Source organism: Pseudomonas sp. OTU5201 (assembly GCF_038440135.1).
Taxonomy (GTDB): Bacteria; Pseudomonadota; Gammaproteobacteria; order Pseudomonadales; family Pseudomonadaceae; genus Metapseudomonas; species Metapseudomonas resinovorans.
Genome location: NZ_JASATC010000007.1, coordinates 1 through 14,420 on the forward strand (window position 1 = coordinate 1; position 14,420 = coordinate 14,420).

The 14,420-nt window shown below is 57.6% G+C and carries 30 protein-coding genes; all 30 read left to right on the forward strand.

What is annotated here, in order from left to right; genetic code table 11:
- Positions 1-244: EF-Tu C-terminal domain-related protein (locus AAHM40_RS06045; protein ID WP_033985347.1), on the forward strand; the 244-nt coding region annotated here is incomplete at its 5' end.
- A 157-nt stretch (positions 245-401) separates the two neighbouring features.
- Positions 402-713 carry a 30S ribosomal protein S10 gene (gene rpsJ, locus AAHM40_RS06050; RefSeq protein WP_003243886.1) on the forward strand — a complete coding sequence of 104 codons (312 nt, stop codon included), beginning with the start codon at positions 402-404 and terminating at the stop codon, positions 711-713.
- Positions 714-797: 84 nt separating this feature from the next.
- Positions 798-1,433 carry a 50S ribosomal protein L3 gene (gene rplC / locus AAHM40_RS06055; RefSeq protein WP_028629289.1) on the forward strand — a complete coding sequence of 212 codons (636 nt, stop codon included), beginning with the start codon at positions 798-800 and terminating at the stop codon, positions 1,431-1,433.
- A gap of 14 nt (positions 1,434-1,447) precedes the next feature.
- The gene (gene rplD / locus AAHM40_RS06060; RefSeq protein ID WP_342243861.1) at positions 1,448-2,050 is read left to right on the forward strand and encodes a 50S ribosomal protein L4; all 603 of its coding nucleotides are present in this window, start codon (positions 1,448-1,450) and stop codon (positions 2,048-2,050) included.
- Positions 2,047-2,346, forward strand: a complete 300-nt coding sequence (gene rplW, locus AAHM40_RS06065; protein WP_028629287.1) for a 50S ribosomal protein L23 — start codon at positions 2,047-2,049, stop codon at positions 2,344-2,346. Before rplD ends, rplW begins: the two co-directional genes overlap by 4 nt.
- 11 nt (positions 2,347-2,357) lie before the next feature.
- On the forward strand, positions 2,358-3,179 hold the full coding sequence (rplB, locus tag AAHM40_RS06070; RefSeq protein ID WP_016490534.1) for a 50S ribosomal protein L2: 822 nt from the start codon (positions 2,358-2,360) through the stop codon (positions 3,177-3,179).
- A gap of 14 nt (positions 3,180-3,193) precedes the next feature.
- Positions 3,194-3,469 carry a 30S ribosomal protein S19 gene (gene rpsS / locus AAHM40_RS06075; protein WP_016490535.1) on the forward strand — a complete coding sequence of 92 codons (276 nt, stop codon included), beginning with the start codon at positions 3,194-3,196 and terminating at the stop codon, positions 3,467-3,469.
- A 13-nt stretch (positions 3,470-3,482) separates the two neighbouring features.
- Positions 3,483-3,815: a 50S ribosomal protein L22 gene (gene rplV / locus AAHM40_RS06080; protein WP_007161246.1), complete on the forward strand. Its 333-nt coding sequence runs from the start codon at positions 3,483-3,485 to the stop codon at positions 3,813-3,815.
- A 13-nt stretch (positions 3,816-3,828) separates the two neighbouring features.
- On the forward strand, positions 3,829-4,515 hold the full coding sequence (gene rpsC, locus AAHM40_RS06085; protein WP_028629286.1) for a 30S ribosomal protein S3: 687 nt from the start codon (positions 3,829-3,831) through the stop codon (positions 4,513-4,515).
- 12 nt (positions 4,516-4,527) lie between these two features.
- A complete protein-coding gene (gene rplP, locus AAHM40_RS06090; protein WP_016490537.1) occupies positions 4,528-4,941 on the forward strand; it encodes a 50S ribosomal protein L16 in 414 nt (137 codons plus the stop codon).
- Entirely contained in the window at positions 4,941-5,132 is a 192-nt protein-coding gene (gene rpmC / locus AAHM40_RS06095; RefSeq protein WP_016490538.1) for a 50S ribosomal protein L29, read from the forward strand. Before rplP ends, rpmC begins: the two co-directional genes overlap by 1 nt.
- A gap of 2 nt (positions 5,133-5,134) precedes the next feature.
- A complete protein-coding gene (rpsQ, locus tag AAHM40_RS06100) occupies positions 5,135-5,401 on the forward strand; it encodes a 30S ribosomal protein S17 (RefSeq protein WP_021219597.1) in 267 nt (88 codons plus the stop codon).
- Positions 5,402-5,423: 22 nt separating this feature from the next.
- Positions 5,424-5,792, forward strand: coding sequence for a 50S ribosomal protein L14 (gene rplN / locus AAHM40_RS06105; protein ID WP_003448734.1), 369 nt, complete (start codon positions 5,424-5,426; stop codon positions 5,790-5,792).
- A gap of 12 nt (positions 5,793-5,804) precedes the next feature.
- Positions 5,805-6,119: a 50S ribosomal protein L24 gene (gene rplX / locus AAHM40_RS06110; protein WP_028629285.1), complete on the forward strand. Its 315-nt coding sequence runs from the start codon at positions 5,805-5,807 to the stop codon at positions 6,117-6,119.
- 20 nt (positions 6,120-6,139) lie between these two features.
- Entirely contained in the window at positions 6,140-6,679 is a 540-nt protein-coding gene (rplE, locus tag AAHM40_RS06115; RefSeq protein ID WP_028629284.1) for a 50S ribosomal protein L5, read from the forward strand.
- 13 nt (positions 6,680-6,692) lie between these two features.
- Complete coding sequence (rpsN, locus tag AAHM40_RS06120) at positions 6,693-6,998, forward strand: 30S ribosomal protein S14 (RefSeq protein WP_028629283.1); 306 nt, start codon at positions 6,693-6,695, stop codon at positions 6,996-6,998.
- 192 nt (positions 6,999-7,190) lie between these two features.
- Positions 7,191-7,583: a 30S ribosomal protein S8 gene (gene rpsH / locus AAHM40_RS06125; RefSeq protein WP_028629282.1), complete on the forward strand. Its 393-nt coding sequence runs from the start codon at positions 7,191-7,193 to the stop codon at positions 7,581-7,583.
- Between the two features lie 14 nt (positions 7,584-7,597).
- Positions 7,598-8,131: a 50S ribosomal protein L6 gene (gene rplF / locus AAHM40_RS06130; RefSeq protein ID WP_028629281.1), complete on the forward strand. Its 534-nt coding sequence runs from the start codon at positions 7,598-7,600 to the stop codon at positions 8,129-8,131.
- 10 nt (positions 8,132-8,141) lie between these two features.
- Positions 8,142-8,492, forward strand: coding sequence for a 50S ribosomal protein L18 (gene rplR / locus AAHM40_RS06135; protein ID WP_028629280.1), 351 nt, complete (start codon positions 8,142-8,144; stop codon positions 8,490-8,492).
- A gap of 3 nt (positions 8,493-8,495) precedes the next feature.
- Positions 8,496-8,996 (forward strand): 30S ribosomal protein S5, encoded by a 501-nt coding sequence (gene rpsE, locus AAHM40_RS06140; protein ID WP_028629279.1) that lies wholly within the window; start codon positions 8,496-8,498, stop codon positions 8,994-8,996.
- Positions 8,997-8,998: 2 nt separating this feature from the next.
- Positions 8,999-9,175 (forward strand): 50S ribosomal protein L30, encoded by a 177-nt coding sequence (gene rpmD / locus AAHM40_RS06145; RefSeq protein WP_016490545.1) that lies wholly within the window; start codon positions 8,999-9,001, stop codon positions 9,173-9,175.
- 3 nt (positions 9,176-9,178) lie between these two features.
- On the forward strand, positions 9,179-9,613 hold the full coding sequence (gene rplO, locus AAHM40_RS06150; RefSeq protein ID WP_151131578.1) for a 50S ribosomal protein L15: 435 nt from the start codon (positions 9,179-9,181) through the stop codon (positions 9,611-9,613).
- Positions 9,614-10,942 carry a preprotein translocase subunit SecY gene (gene secY / locus AAHM40_RS06155; RefSeq protein WP_280283622.1) on the forward strand — a complete coding sequence of 443 codons (1,329 nt, stop codon included), beginning with the start codon at positions 9,614-9,616 and terminating at the stop codon, positions 10,940-10,942.
- Positions 10,943-10,972: 30 nt separating this feature from the next.
- Positions 10,973-11,089, forward strand: coding sequence for a 50S ribosomal protein L36 (gene rpmJ, locus AAHM40_RS06160; protein ID WP_003093693.1), 117 nt, complete (start codon positions 10,973-10,975; stop codon positions 11,087-11,089).
- Between the two features lie 132 nt (positions 11,090-11,221).
- Entirely contained in the window at positions 11,222-11,578 is a 357-nt protein-coding gene (rpsM, locus tag AAHM40_RS06165) for a 30S ribosomal protein S13 (protein WP_028629276.1), read from the forward strand.
- A 30-nt stretch (positions 11,579-11,608) separates the two neighbouring features.
- A complete protein-coding gene (rpsK, locus tag AAHM40_RS06170) occupies positions 11,609-11,998 on the forward strand; it encodes a 30S ribosomal protein S11 (protein ID WP_003093689.1) in 390 nt (129 codons plus the stop codon).
- Between the two features lie 16 nt (positions 11,999-12,014).
- A complete protein-coding gene (gene rpsD / locus AAHM40_RS06175; protein ID WP_028629275.1) occupies positions 12,015-12,635 on the forward strand; it encodes a 30S ribosomal protein S4 in 621 nt (206 codons plus the stop codon).
- Between the two features lie 22 nt (positions 12,636-12,657).
- Complete coding sequence (locus tag AAHM40_RS06180) at positions 12,658-13,659, forward strand: DNA-directed RNA polymerase subunit alpha (protein WP_069081981.1); 1,002 nt, start codon at positions 12,658-12,660, stop codon at positions 13,657-13,659.
- Between the two features lie 44 nt (positions 13,660-13,703).
- The gene (rplQ, locus tag AAHM40_RS06185; RefSeq protein WP_342243862.1) at positions 13,704-14,093 is read left to right on the forward strand and encodes a 50S ribosomal protein L17; all 390 of its coding nucleotides are present in this window, start codon (positions 13,704-13,706) and stop codon (positions 14,091-14,093) included.
- A 174-nt stretch (positions 14,094-14,267) separates the two neighbouring features.
- The gene (locus AAHM40_RS06190) at positions 14,268-14,405 is read left to right on the forward strand and encodes a catalase (RefSeq protein ID WP_342243863.1); all 138 of its coding nucleotides are present in this window, start codon (positions 14,268-14,270) and stop codon (positions 14,403-14,405) included.
- Positions 14,406-14,420: the final 15 nt, after the last annotated feature.

Sequence of the window (14,420 nt, forward strand, 5' to 3'; positions counted from 1 at the left end):
GGAAGAAGGTGGTCGTCACACCCCGTTCTTCAAGGGCTACCGTCCGCAGTTCTACTTCCGTACCACTGACGTGACCGGTAACTGCGAACTGCCGGAAGGCGTAGAGATGGTAATGCCGGGCGACAACATCAAGATGGTTGTCACCCTGATCGCTCCGATCGCCATGGAAGACGGCCTGCGCTTCGCGATCCGCGAAGGCGGTCGTACCGTAGGCGCCGGTGTTGTGGCCAAGATCATCGAGTAATCGACGATCTCCGCCTCAAAAGGAAGGGCCCCTCGGGGCCCTTTTCTTTTGGTTGGTCAAAAGTTGACACCCTCCCAGCGCATCCGTACAATCACGCCTCCTTTTAACGGGCGTAGTCCGTCCGTTGGGGATAGCAGAGATAGAGTCTGAGGTCAAAATGCAAAACCAACAAATCCGTATTCGGTTGAAGGCTTTTGACCATCGCCTGATCGATCAATCCACCCAGGAAATCGTGGAAACCGCGAAACGTACTGGTGCTCAGGTGCGTGGTCCTATTCCTCTGCCTACTCGCAAAGAGCGGTACACCGTTCTGATCTCCCCGCACGTCAACAAAGACGCGCGTGATCAGTACGAAATTCGTACCCACAAGCGTGTTCTGGACATTGTCCAGCCGACGGATAAAACCGTCGATGCGCTGATGAAGCTCGACCTTGCGGCAGGCGTGGAAGTGCAGATCAGCCTCGGCTAATAACCCTCGGGTTTTAGTCGTGTAACGCTCTGAAATGGGCGGCCATAGCGGGTGAAAGCCCCGTACACTCATGAGGTTTACAACATGACTATTGGTGTAGTCGGTCGTAAGTGCGGCATGACCCGCATTTTCACCGAAGAAGGTGTCTCCATTCCGGTTACGGTCATTGAGATCGAGCCGAATCGTGTGACCCAGTTCAAATCCGAAGAGAGCGATGGCTATCGCGCCGTGCAGGTTACTGTCGGTGAGCGTCGTGCCTCTCGTGTGACCAAGGCGCAAGCCGGTCACTTCGCCAAGGCGAGCGTAGCTGCTGGTCGCGGTGTCTGGGAATTCCGCCTTGAAGAAGGTGAGTACCAGGCTGGCGATCAACTGACTGCTGAGCTTTTCCAGGCTGGCCAGCTGGTAGATGTTACCGGTCAGTCCAAAGGTAAAGGCTATGCCGGTACCATCAAGCGCTGGAATTTCCGTGGTCAAGACAATACCCACGGTAACTCCGTTTCCCACCGCGCCCCGGGTTCTATTGGCCAGTGCCAGACTCCTGGTCGTGTCTTCAAGGGCAAGAAGATGTCCGGTCACCTCGGTGCCGAGCGTGTGACTGTTCAGTCCCTGGAAGTTGTGCGTGTCGATGCAGAACGCAATCTGCTGCTGGTTAAGGGTGCCGTTCCTGGCGCTACCGGCGGTGATGTGGTTGTGCGTCCGGCAGCCAAGGCTCGCGGTTAAGAGGGGAAGCTGAGATGCAACTGAATGTAAATGGCGCTCAGGCTATCGAAGTCTCCGAGCGTACTTTTGGCGGTGAGTTCAACGAAACCCTGGTTCACCAGGCCGTTGTTGCCTACATGGCCGGTGGCCGTCAGGGCACTCGCGCGCAGAAGACCCGCTCCGAAGTTTCCGGTGGCGGTAAAAAGCCGTGGCGTCAGAAGGGCACTGGTCGTGCTCGTGCTGGTACCATTCGCAGCCCCATCTGGCGCTCCGGTGGCACTACCTTTGCTGCCAAGCCTCAGGATCACTCCCAGAAGCTCAACAAGAAGATGTACCGCGCTGCTCTGCGCTCCATCCTCGCTGAGCTGGTTCGTCAGGACCGTCTGATCGTGGTTGAGGACTTTGCTGTTGAGGCCCCGAAAACCAAGGCTCTGCTGGGCAAGCTGAATGGTCTGGGTCTGACCGACGTGCTGATCGTTTCCGAAGCCGTTGATCAGAATCTGTACCTGGCGGCTCGCAACCTGCCGCACGTTGATGTTCGTGACGTTCAGGGTTCCGATCCGGTCAGCCTGATCGCCTACGACAAGGTGCTTATCACCGTGTCCGCCGTGAAGAAATTCGAGGAGCTGCTGGCATGAACCAGGAACGCGTATTCAAGGTGCTGGTTGGCCCGCACGTCTCCGAGAAGGCCACCATGCTGGCAGACAGCAAGGGCCAGTTCGTTTTCAAGGTTGCCACCGATGCAACCAAGCTGGAAATCAAGAAGGCCGTTGAAAGCCTGTTCAGCGTGAAAGTCGCTCGTGTCACCACCCTTAATGTGAAGGGCAAGACCAAGCGTACCGTTCGTGGTCTGGGCAAGCGTAACGACTGGAAGAAGGCGTACATCGCTCTTCAGCCGGGCCAAGATCTCGATTTCGCCAGCAGCGCTGAGTAAAGGGGTGCATCATGGCAATCGTTAAATGCAAGCCGACCTCCGCTGGCCGCCGTTTCGTGGTCAAGGTGGTCAACCAGGAGCTGCACAAAGGCGCTCCGTACGCACCGCTGGTCGAGAAAAAATCGAAGTCCGGTGGTCGTAACAACAACGGCCGCATCACCACTCGCCATATTGGTGGTGGTCACAAGCAGCACTACCGTCTGGTCGACTTCCGTCGCAACAAGGATGGCATTCCTGCCACCGTTGAGCGTATTGAATACGATCCGAACCGTACTGCTCACATCGCTCTGCTGAAGTACGCCGATGGCGAGCGTCGCTACATCATCGCACCGAAAGGTGTGAGTGCTGGTGACCAGTTGATCTCCGGCGTCAATGCACCGATCAAGGCCGGTAACACCCTGCCGCTGCGCAATATTCCGGTTGGTAGCACCGTTCACGGTATCGAACTCAAGCCCGGCAAAGGCGCGCAAATCGCTCGTTCCGCTGGTGCTTCCGTTCAGCTGGTTGCTCGTGAAGGCGCCTACGTAACCCTGCGTCTGCGCTCCGGCGAAATGCGTAAAGTCCTGGCTGAGTGCCGTGCGACCCTGGGCGAAGTCTCGAACTCCGAGCACAGCCTGCGTTCGCTGGGTAAAGCTGGTGCCAAACGCTGGCGTGGTGTTCGCCCGACCGTTCGCGGCGTGGCGATGAACCCGGTAGACCACCCGCATGGTGGTGGTGAAGGTCGTACCTCTGGTGGCCGTCATCCGGTGTCTCCGTGGGGCTTCCCGACCAAGGGTGCGAAGACCCGCGCGAACAAGCGCACCGACAACATGATCGTCCGTCGCCGTAAATAACTGAGGATACGACAGTGCCGCGTTCTCTGAAAAAAGGTCCTTTTATCGATCTTCACCTACTGAAGAAGATCGAAGTGGCGGTGGAAAAGAACGATCGCAAGCCGGTGAAAACCTGGTCGCGTCGTTCCATCGTACTGCCGCAAATGGTCGGCCTGACCATTGCTGTTCATAACGGTCGTCAACACGTCCCGGTTCTCGTGAACGAGGACATGGTCGGCCACAAACTCGGCGAGTTCGCTGCTACCCGCACCTATCGCGGTCATGCTGCAGACAAGAAAGCCAAGCGTTAAGGGGTAAGGAACGATGGAAGTAGCCGCTAAGCTGTCGGGCGCTCGAATCTCCGCCCAGAAAGCCCGCTTGGTCGCCGACCAGATCCGCGGGAAGAAGGTGGGCGAAGCGCTCAACCTGTTGACTTTCAGCAGCAAGAAAGCCGCTGAAATCATGAAGAAAGTGCTGGAGTCGGCCGTGGCCAACGCTGAGCACAACGAAGGCGCAGACGTGGATGACCTGAAGGTTTCCACCGTTTTCGTCAACGAAGGGCGTTCGCTGAAGCGCATCATGCCGCGTGCCAAAGGCCGTGCTGATCGCATCGTCAAGCGGTCTTGCCATATCACTGTCAAGGTTGCGGACAAGTAACGGAGTCGATCAGATGGGTCAGAAAGTACATCCCACTGGCATTCGCCTGGGTATCGTCAAGGAGCACACCTCCGTTTGGTATGCAGATAAGCGCACTTATGCCGATTATCTGTTTGCTGACCTGAAGGTGCGCGAGTACCTCCAAGACAAACTAAAAAGCGCGTCCGTAAGCCGTATCGATATTCATCGTCCGGCTCAAACCGCACGCATCACCATCCACACCGCTCGTCCCGGCATCGTGATCGGCAAGAAAGGTGAAGATGTTGAGAAGCTGCGTCAGGACCTGACCAAGCAAATGGGTGTGCCTGTGCACATCAACATCGAAGAGATCCGCAAGCCGGAGCTCGACGGTATGCTGGTTGCGCAGAGCGTAGCTCAGCAGCTGGAGCGTCGTGTGATGTTCCGTCGCGCCATGAAGCGCGCTGTACAGAACGCCATGCGTATTGGTGCCAAGGGCATCAAGATTCAGGTGAGTGGTCGTCTCGGTGGTGCTGAAATCGCCCGTACCGAGTGGTATCGCGAAGGTCGTGTGCCTCTGCACACCCTGCGCGCCGACATCGACTACGCAACCTATGAAGCGCACACCACCTACGGTGTGATCGGTGTGAAGGTTTGGATCTTCAAGGGTGAGGTCATTGGTGGCCGCCAGGAAGAGCTGAAGCCGGTAGCGCCCGCTCCTCGTAAAAAAGCTGCTAAGTAAGGGGTACGCCAAATGCTGCAACCAAAGCGTACGAAGTTCCGCAAGCAGATGACCGGCCACAACCGTGGTCTGGCTCAGCGCGGTAGCAAGGTCAGCTTCGGCGAGTTCGCGCTGAAGGCTACTGGCCGTGGTCGTCTCACTGCCCGCCAGATCGAGGCTGCACGTCGTGCCCTCACCCGTCACGTGAAGCGTGGCGGCAAGATCTGGATCCGTGTGTTCCCGGATAAACCCGTTACCAAGAAGCCCCTCGAAGTTCGTATGGGTAAAGGTAAGGGTGGCGTCGAGTACTGGGTAGCCCAGATTCAACCGGGCAAGGTCCTGTACGAGATCGAGGGTGTTTCCGAAGAGCTGGCGCGTGAGGCATTCGCCCTGGCTGCTGCAAAGCTGCCGCTCGCCACCTCCTTTGTTAAGCGGACGGTGATGTGATGAAAGCGAATGAACTTCGTGAAAAATCCGTACAGCAGCTGAACGAGCAACTGCTCGGCCTGCTGCGCGACCAGTTCAATCTGCGCATGCAGAAAGCAACTGGCCAGTTGGGGCAGTCTCACCTGCTCTCGCAAGTGAAGCGCGACATCGCTCGCGTGAAAACTGTGCTCAACCAGCAAGCAGGTAAGTAATCATGGCTGAAGCTCAGAAAACCGTCCGTACGCTGACCGGCCGCGTCGTCAGCGACAAGATGGACAAGACCATCACCGTTCTGATCGAGCGCCGCGTAAAGCACCCGATCTACGGTAAATACGTGAAGCGTTCGACCAAGCTGCACGCCCACGACGAAACCAACCAGTGCCGCATCGGCGACAAGGTCACCATTCGTGAGACCCGTCCGCTGGCCAAGACCAAGTCCTGGGCCCTGGTGGAAGTCGTCGAACGTGCCGTGGAAGTCTAAGGACTAAGGGTCGGAGAAAGATATGATTCAGACTCAATCCATGCTCGACGTCGCTGACAACAGCGGTGCTCGTCGCGTTATGTGCATCAAGGTCCTTGGTGGTTCGCACCGTCGCTACGCCGGCATCGGCGACATCATCAAAGTGACCGTGAAGGAAGCGATTCCGCGTGGCAAGGTGAAGAAAGGCCAGGTAATGACCGCTGTTGTGGTTCGTACCAAGCATGGCGTTCGTCGCCCTGACGGCTCGATCATCCGCTTCGACGGCAACGCCGCCGTCCTGCTGAACAACAAGCAGGAGCCGATCGGCACCCGTATCTTCGGGCCCGTGACCCGTGAACTGCGTTCCGAGAAGTTCATGAAGATCGTCTCGCTCGCCCCCGAAGTGCTGTAAGGAGAAGCCGTCATGCAAAAGATTCGTCGTGACGACGAGATCATCGTCATCGCCGGCAAGGACAAGGGCAAGCGTGGCAAGGTGCTGAAGGTTCTCGCCGACAGCCGTGTGCTGGTCAGCGGTGTAAACCTGATCAAGCGCCACACCAAGCCTAACCCCATGGCCGGTGTCCAGGGCGGTATCGTCGAGCGAGAGGCGCCGCTGCACCTCTCCAACGTGGCCATCTTCAATGGCGAAACCAACAAGGCTGATCGCGTTGGTTTCAAGGTTGAAGACGGTAAGAAAATTCGTGTCTTCAAGTCGACCCAAAAACCGGTTGATGCTTGAGAACTGCTAGGTAGATAACCATGGCACGACTGAAAGAGATTTACCGGAAAGAAATCGCGCCGAAGCTGAAGGAACAACTTCAGCTTGCGAACGTGATGGAAATTCCGCGCATCACCAAGATCACTTTGAACATGGGTCTGGGCGAAGCCATCGGTGACAAGAAAATCATCGAGAACGCTGTAGCTGACCTGGAAAAGATCACTGGCCAGAAGGCCGTCGTGACCTACGCCCGTAAGTCCATTGCAGGCTTCAAGGTTCGTGAAGGTTGGCCGATCGGCGTCAAGGTAACCCTTCGCCGTGATCGCATGTACGAGTTCCTGGACCGTCTGCTGTCCATCTCCCTGCCGCGCGTGCGTGACTTCCGCGGCCTGAATGCCAAGTCCTTCGACGGTCGTGGCAACTACAGCATGGGTGTGAAAGAGCAGATCATCTTCCCGGAAATCGATTACGACAAAATCGATGCGCTGCGCGGTCTGGACATCACCCTGACCACCACCGCCCGTACGGATGAAGAAGGTCGTGCCCTGCTGCGCGCCTTCAACTTCCCGTTCCGCAACTGATTGGAGTAGGAATATGGCCAAACAGAGCATGAAAAACCGCGAGCTGAAGCGTCAGCAAACGGTTGCTAAGTACGCCAAGAAGCGCGCTGAGCTGAAAGCTACCATTGCCAACCCGAACTCCACTCCGGAAGCTCGTTGGGAAGCCCAGGTAGCGCTGCAGAAGCAGCCCCGTGACGCCAGTGCCTCGCGTCTGCGCAACCGCTGCCGCATCACCGGTCGTCCGCACGGCGTTTACCGCAAGTTCGGCCTCGGCCGTAACAAGCTGCGTGAAGCTGCTATGCGCGGTGATGTGCCCGGCCTGGTGAAAGCCAGCTGGTAATGATCGTCGGTTAGGTCGGCTTAGGTCGGCCAAAACCAGGTCATGAGAATCAAGCCCCTTTTGGGGCTTGATTCGTTTCTGGAGTGTCTCTAGAATGTCCGGCTCGCCCGAGCCTGGCATCAGTCCGTCCAGTGTTCGCGTGTGGACTCTAGCCGAAAGGCTATTACTTTTTGTATCAGGAGCATCTAGCCCATGAGTATGCAGGACCCGTTAGCGGACATGCTAACTCGTATCCGTAATGCCCAGATGGCTGAAAAGTCTGTCGTAAGCATGCCGTCCTCCAAGCTGAAGGTGGCAGTGGCCAACGTTCTGAAGAGCGAAGGTTACATCACGGGATACCAAGTCAGCAGCGACCTCAAGCCGTTGCTGTCCATCGAGCTGAAGTACTTCGAAGGCCGTCCGGTCATTGAAGAGCTGAAGCGCGTAAGTCGTCCTGGCCTGCGCCAGTACAAGTCCGTCGATCAGCTGCCGAAAGTACGTGGCGGCCTGGGCGTATCGATCGTTTCCACCAACAAGGGTGTGATGACTGATCGTGCTGCTCGCGCTGCTGGTGTTGGTGGCGAAGTGCTTTGCACTGTGTTCTAAGGGGGGTTGAAAGCATGTCTCGCGTTGCTAAGAACCCCGTCAAGCTGCCCGCTGGCGTTGAAGTCAAGATCGCCGGTCAGCAGCTCTCGGTGAAGGGTGCCAAGGGCGCTCTCGAACTGAAAGTGCATCCGTCTGTGGAAGTCCTGGAGGAATCCGGTGAGCTGCGTTTCGCTGCTCGCAACGGTGACCAGCAGAATCGCGCCATGGCCGGCACCACCCGTGCGTTGGTTAACAATATGGTGATCGGCGTCAGCCAAGGCTTCGAGCGCAAGCTCCAGCTGGTCGGCGTTGGTTACAAAGCTCAGGCCAAAGGTCAAACGCTGTCCCTGGCTCTCGGCTTCTCGCATCCGGTGGACTATGAGCTGCCGCAAGGCATTACCGCCGAAACCCCCAGCCAGACCGATATCCTGATCAAGGGCATCGACAAGCAGCTGGTCGGTCAAGTGGCCGCTGAGATCCGCGACTTCCGTCCGCCGGAGCCTTACAAAGGCAAGGGTGTACGTTACGCCGACGAAGTCGTCCGTCGTAAAGAAGCTAAGAAGAAGTAGGGCATAGCAAATGAGCGAAAAGAAAGAAACTCGTCTGCGTCGCGCTCGCAAGGCACGCCTGAAAATGCGCGAGCTGGTTGCCGTACGCCTTTGCGTGTACCGCTCTTCCCAGCACATCTACGCCCAGGTCATTTCGGCCGACGGCGCCACGGTCCTGGCCAGCGCCTCGACCCTGGACAAAGAACTGCGTGACGGCGCCACTGGCAACGTCGACGCGGCCAAGAAGGTTGGTCAGCTGGTTGCCGAGCGCGCGAAAGCCGCTGGCGTCACTCAGGTGGCATTCGATCGTTCTGGCTTCAAGTACCACGGCCGCGTCAAGGCGCTGGCTGATGCTGCTCGTGAAGGCGGGCTGGAGTTCTAAGTTATGGCAAATAACGAGCAAAAGCGCGACGAAGGCTACATCGAGAAGCTGGTTCAAGTTAACCGCGTTGCCAAGACCGTAAAAGGTGGTCGTATCTTCACCTTCACCGCGTTGACCGTGGTCGGTGACGGTAAAGGTCGTGTTGGCTTCGGTCGCGGCAAATCCCGCGAAGTGCCGGCCGCCATCCAGAAAGCGATGGAAGCTGCTCGCCGCAACATGATCCAGGTTGATCTGAACGGCACCACGCTGCAGTACCCGATCAAGTCTGCCCATGGCGCTTCCAAGGTGTTCATGCAGCCGGCTTCCGAAGGTACCGGTATCATCGCCGGCGGCGCCATGCGTGCTGTTCTGGAAGTGGCCGGTGTGCAGAACGTTCTGGCCAAGTGCTACGGCTCCACCAATCCGGTGAACGTGGTTTACGCCACCTTCAAGGGTCTGAAGAACATGCAGTCCCCTGAGTCCGTTGCGGCCAAGCGTGGTAAGAGCGTCGAGGAGATTCTCTAATCATGGCAACTGTTAAAGTGACGCTGATCAAGAGCGTTAACGGCCGTCTGGCTAACCACAAGGCTTGCGTCAAGGGTCTCGGCCTGCGTCGCATTGGTCACACCGTAGAAGTTCAGGACACTCCTGAGAATCGCGGGATGATCAACAAGGCTTACTACCTTCTGCGTGTCGAGGGTTAATCCATGAAACTGAACGATCTGCGTTCCGCGCCGGGTGCCCGTCGCGAAAAGCACCGTCCGGGCCGTGGCATCGGTAGCGGTTTGGGTAAGACTGGTGGCCGCGGTCACAAAGGTCAGACCTCTCGCTCCGGTGGCACCATTGCTCCGGGCTTTGAAGGCGGTCAGCAGCCGCTGCACCGTCGTCTGCCGAAGTTTGGCTTCGTTTCCCTGAAAGCCATGGATCGCGCAGAAGTGCGTACTTCCGAGCTGGCCAAGGTCGAGGGCGATGTCATCACTCTGCAGGCGCTGAAGGATGCCAACGTGATTAACCAGAACGTACAGCGTGTGAAAGTCATGCTGTCCGGCGACGTTACTCGCGCGGTCACCCTGAAAGGTATCGCTGCCACCAAGGGTGCGCGTGCGGCTATCGAAGCAGCTGGCGGTAAGTTCGAGGACTAAATGGCTAAGCAAGGTGCTCTCTCCGCGCTCAGCAATGGCGGGTTGTCCGAGCTCTGGGCTCGACTGCGTTTCCTGTTCCTGGCGATCATCGTCTACCGGATCGGTGCGCACATTCCAGTGCCCGGTATCAACCCTGACCGGCTGGCCGAGCTGTTCCGGCAGAACGAGGGGACCATTCTTAGCCTGTTCAACATGTTTTCCGGCGGCGCGCTGGAGCGCATGAGTATTTTTGCACTGGGGATCATGCCGTACATCTCGGCGTCGATCATCATGCAGCTCATGACCGCGATCAGTCCGCAGCTGGAGCAGTTGAAGAAGGAAGGTGAAGCTGGCCGTCGCAAGATCAGCCAGTACACCCGCTACGGCACTGTAGTCCTGGCGCTGGTCCAAGCCATCGGCATGTCCGTTGGCCTGGCCAGTCAGGGCGTCGCTTTCTCGACTGATTTCGGCTTCTACTTCGTGGCTGTCACCACCTTCGTGGCTGGTGCGATGTTCATGATGTGGCTTGGCGAGCAGATCACTGAGCGCGGTGTTGGCAACGGTATCTCGATGCTGATTTTTGCTGGCATCGTGGCCGGTCTGCCGAGCGCAGTCGGGCAGTCTTTCGAGTCTGCACGTCAGGGTGATATCAACATTTTTGCCCTGGTTGCGATCGGTTTGCTGGCAGTAGCGATCATTGGTTTCGTGGTGTTCATTGAGCGTGGTCAGCGTCGCATTGCGGTGCACTACGCGAAGCGCCAGCAAGGCCGCAAGGTTTTCGCTGCGCAGACCAGCCACCTGCCGCTGAAGGTGAACATGGCCGGCGTCATTCCGGCTATCTTCGCCAGCAGCATCCTGCTTTTCCCGGCCTCGCTGGGAGCCTGGTTCGGTCAGTCTGAAAGCATGGGCTGGCTGCAAGACCTCTCGCAGGCGATCGCTCCTGGTCAGCCGTTGAACATTTTGCTGTTTAGTGCAGGGATTGTTTTCTTCTGCTTCTTCTACACAGCACTGATGTTCAATCCGAAAGACGTGGCGGAGAACCTGAAGAAGTCCGGTGCCTTTATTCCGGGCATCCGTCCGGGTGAGCAGTCGGCGCGCTATATCGATGGCGTACTGACCCGCTTGACCATGTTCGGTGCTCTGTACATGACGGCCGTTTGCCTGCTGCCCCAATTCCTGGTGGTTGCAGCTAATGTACCGTTCTACCTTGGCGGGACCTCGTTGCTGATCGTTGTTGTGGTTGTGATGGACTTTATGGCCCAAGTACAATCCCACCTCGTTTCGCACCAGTACGAATCCCTGATGAAGAAAGCCAACCTGAAGGGCTACGGCAGCGGAATGCTCCGCTGACCCGGTTCCGTAAGGTTCTAGGAGTTACTGATGAAAGTTCGTGCATCGGTGAAAAAGCTGTGCCGCAACTGCAAGATCATCCGCCGCGACGGTATCGTTCGCGTGATCTGCAGCGCGGAACCGCGTCACAAGCAGCGCCAAGGCTGAGTGTGATTCACGCGTTATGAGCCCGGCAGCTAGTGCGCTGCCGGGTTGATTATTTGTTTTTACAGCGCTAATATCTCGCGCCCTTTTCTTGGCTTCCGGGGCGTAGGTAGCTGTCAACTGGAGTTTCACTGAATGGCCCGTATTGCAGGCGTCAACATTCCAGATAACAAGCACACTGTTATCTCGCTGACCTACATCTACGGTGTTGGTCGCACCACTGCGCAGAACATCTGCGCTGTCACCGGCGTTAACCCGGCGGCAAAGATCAAGGATCTCTCTGACGAGCAGATCGAACAGCTGCGTGGCGAAGTCGCGAAGCTCACCACTGAAGGTGATCTGCGTCGCGAAATCAACATGAACATCAAGCGTCTGATGGATCTGGGCTGCTACCGCGGTCTGCGTCATCGTCGCGGTCTGCCTGTTCATGGCCAGCGCACCAAGACCAACGCGCGTACCCGTAAGGGCCCGCGTAAGCCGATCCGCAAGTAATTGCGCCCGCGAATCGACAGGAATTAAGTCATGGCTAAGCCTGCTGCTCGTCCTCGTAAAAAAGTCAAAAAGACAGTGGTGGATGGGATCGCCCATATCCACGCTTCTTTCAACAACACCATCGTGACCATTACCGACCGTCAGGGTAACGCCCTGTCCTGGGCTACCTCCGGTGGTTCCGGTTTCCGCGGTTCCCGTAAGAGCACCCCGTTCGCTGCGCAAGTTGCAGCAGAGCGCGCTGGTCAAGCTGCTCTGGAATACGGCCTGAAGAACCTCGACGTGAACGTCAAGGGCCCGGGTCCGGGTCGCGAATCCGCTGTGCGTGCTCTGAACGCCTGCGGCTACAAGATCGCCAGCATCACCGACGTGACGCCTATCCCGCATAACGGGTGCCGTCCGCCGAAGAAGCGTCGCGTGTAATAGGAGACAGTGAGAAATGGCTCGTTACATTGGTCCCAAGTGCAAACTGTCCCGTCGTGAAGGTACCGACCTCTTCCTGAAGAGTGGTGCTCGCGCGCTCGAATCCAAGTGCAACATCGAATCCGCTCCCGGTCAGCATGGCGCCCGTCGTGGTCGTCTGTCCGACTACGGCACCCAACTGCGTGAAAAGCAGAAAGTGCGCCGTATCTACGGTGTCCTGGAGCGTCAGTTCGGTAACTACTACAAAGAAGCTGCTGCCCGTAAAGGCGCTACCGGCGAGAACCTGCTGCAACTCCTCGAGTGCCGTCTGGACAACGTCGTGTATCGCATGGGCTTCGGCGCTACTCGTTCCGAGTCCCGTCAGCTGGTTTCCCACAAGGCCATCAGCGTAAACGGTCAGACCGTGAACGTTCCGTCCTACCAGGTCAAAGCTGGTGACGTGGTTGCCGTTCGCGAGAAGTCGAAGAACCAACTGCGTATCGTCCAAGCCCTCGAACTGTGCGGCCAGCGCGGCCGTGTGGAGTGGGTTGAGGTCGACGCAGAGAAGAAGTCCGGTGTGTTCAAGAGCGTGCCGGCTCGCAGCGATCTGTCCGCCGACATCAACGAAAACCTGATTGTCGAGCTCTACTCCAAGTAAGGGCTAGAAAATAGGTGCATCCATGCAGAGTTCGGTAAATGAGTTCCTGACCCCCCGCCACATTGATGTGCAGGTGGTCAGTCCGACCCGCGCCAAGATCACGCTCGAGCCTCTCGAGCGTGGTTTCGGCCATACCCTGGGCAACGCGCTGCGTCGCATCCTGTTGTCCTCCATGCCTGGCTGTGCAGTAGTCGAGGCCGAAATCGACGGCGTACTCCATGAGTACAGCGCCATCGAGGGTGTTCAGGAAGATGTCATCGAGATCCTTCTGAACCTCAAAGGTCTGGCTATCAAGCTGCACGGCCGCGACGAAGTAACGCTGAGCCTTTCGAAGAAAGGCTCGGGCGTGGTCACTGCTGCCGATATTCAGCTGGATCATGATGTCGAAATCGTCAACGGCGACCACGTGATCGCCAACCTGGCGGATAACGGCGTCCTGAACATGAAGCTTAAGGTGTCTCGCGGTCGTGGCTATGAGCCTGCCGACGCGCGCCAGAGCGACGAAGACGAGAGCCGCAGCATTGGTCGTCTGCAGCTCGACGCCTCGTTCAGCCCCGTCCGCCGTGTTGCCTACGTGGTTGAAAACGCCCGTGTGGAGCAGCGCACCAACCTGGACAAGCTGGTCATCGATCTGGAAACCAACGGCACCCTGGACCCTGAAGAGGCCATCCGTCGTGCCGCGACCATCCTGCAACACCAACTGGCTGCGTTCGTCGACCTCAAGGGCGACAGCGAGCCGGTAGTGGTCGAGCAGGAAGACGAGATCGATCCGATCCTGCTTCGTCCGGTTGATGACCTCGAGCTGACCGTACGTTCGGCCAACTGCCTGAAGGCGGAGAACATCTACTACATCGGCGACCTGATTCAGCGCACCGAAGTAGAGCTGTTGAAGACTCCGAACCTGGGCAAGAAGTCCCTGACCGAGATCAAGGACGTCCTGGCCTCCCGTGGTCTGTCCCTCGGCATGCGCCTCGACAACTGGCCGCCGGCAAGTCTCAAGAAGGACGACAAGGCGACTGCCTGATCGTCGTAATCACCGAACGTAGAAGTTTGGTAAGGAATTGAACCATGCGTCATCGTAAAAGTGGCCGTCACCTCAGCCGCACCAGCGCACACCGCAAGGCCATGTTCCAGAACATGGCGGTGTCGCTGTTCGAGCACGAACTGATCAAAACCACCCTGCCCAAAGCCAAGGAGCTGCGCCGCGTTGCCGAGCCGCTGATCACCCTGGCCAAGGAAGACAGCGTTGCCAACCGTCGTCTGGCTTTCGACCGTACTCGTTCGAAAGCTATCGTTGGCAAACTGTTCAACGATCTGGGCAAGCGCTACGCCAACCGTCAGGGCGGCTACCTGCGCATCCTCAAGTGCGGTTTCCGCGCTGGCGACAATGCTCCCATGGCTTACGTCGAGCTGGTTGACCGTCCGGTCGCTGGTGAAGCCGAAGCTGCTGCCGAGTAAGTCGGTCGTTGCATGAAAAACCGGGCTCAGTGCCCGGTTTTTTTATGCCTGAACAGTTAGGTGTTTTCTATCGAATCTCTTTCTTTAATAAATTCAACGATTCATTTGGCTGAATTGAAACTCCTTCTTGTCCGGTTGACCCGGTATCAGAAGAGCCCAAGATGGAGATGTAACATGAGCCAGAAGCCTACCCTCACTACGACTGCCGGCAGCCCGGTTGGCGATAATCAGAATTCCCTCAGCGCCGGTTCGCGCGGCCCGTTGTTACTGCAGGACTACCACCTGGTCGAGAAGCTGGCCCACCAACCGTGAGCGCATCCCGCAGCG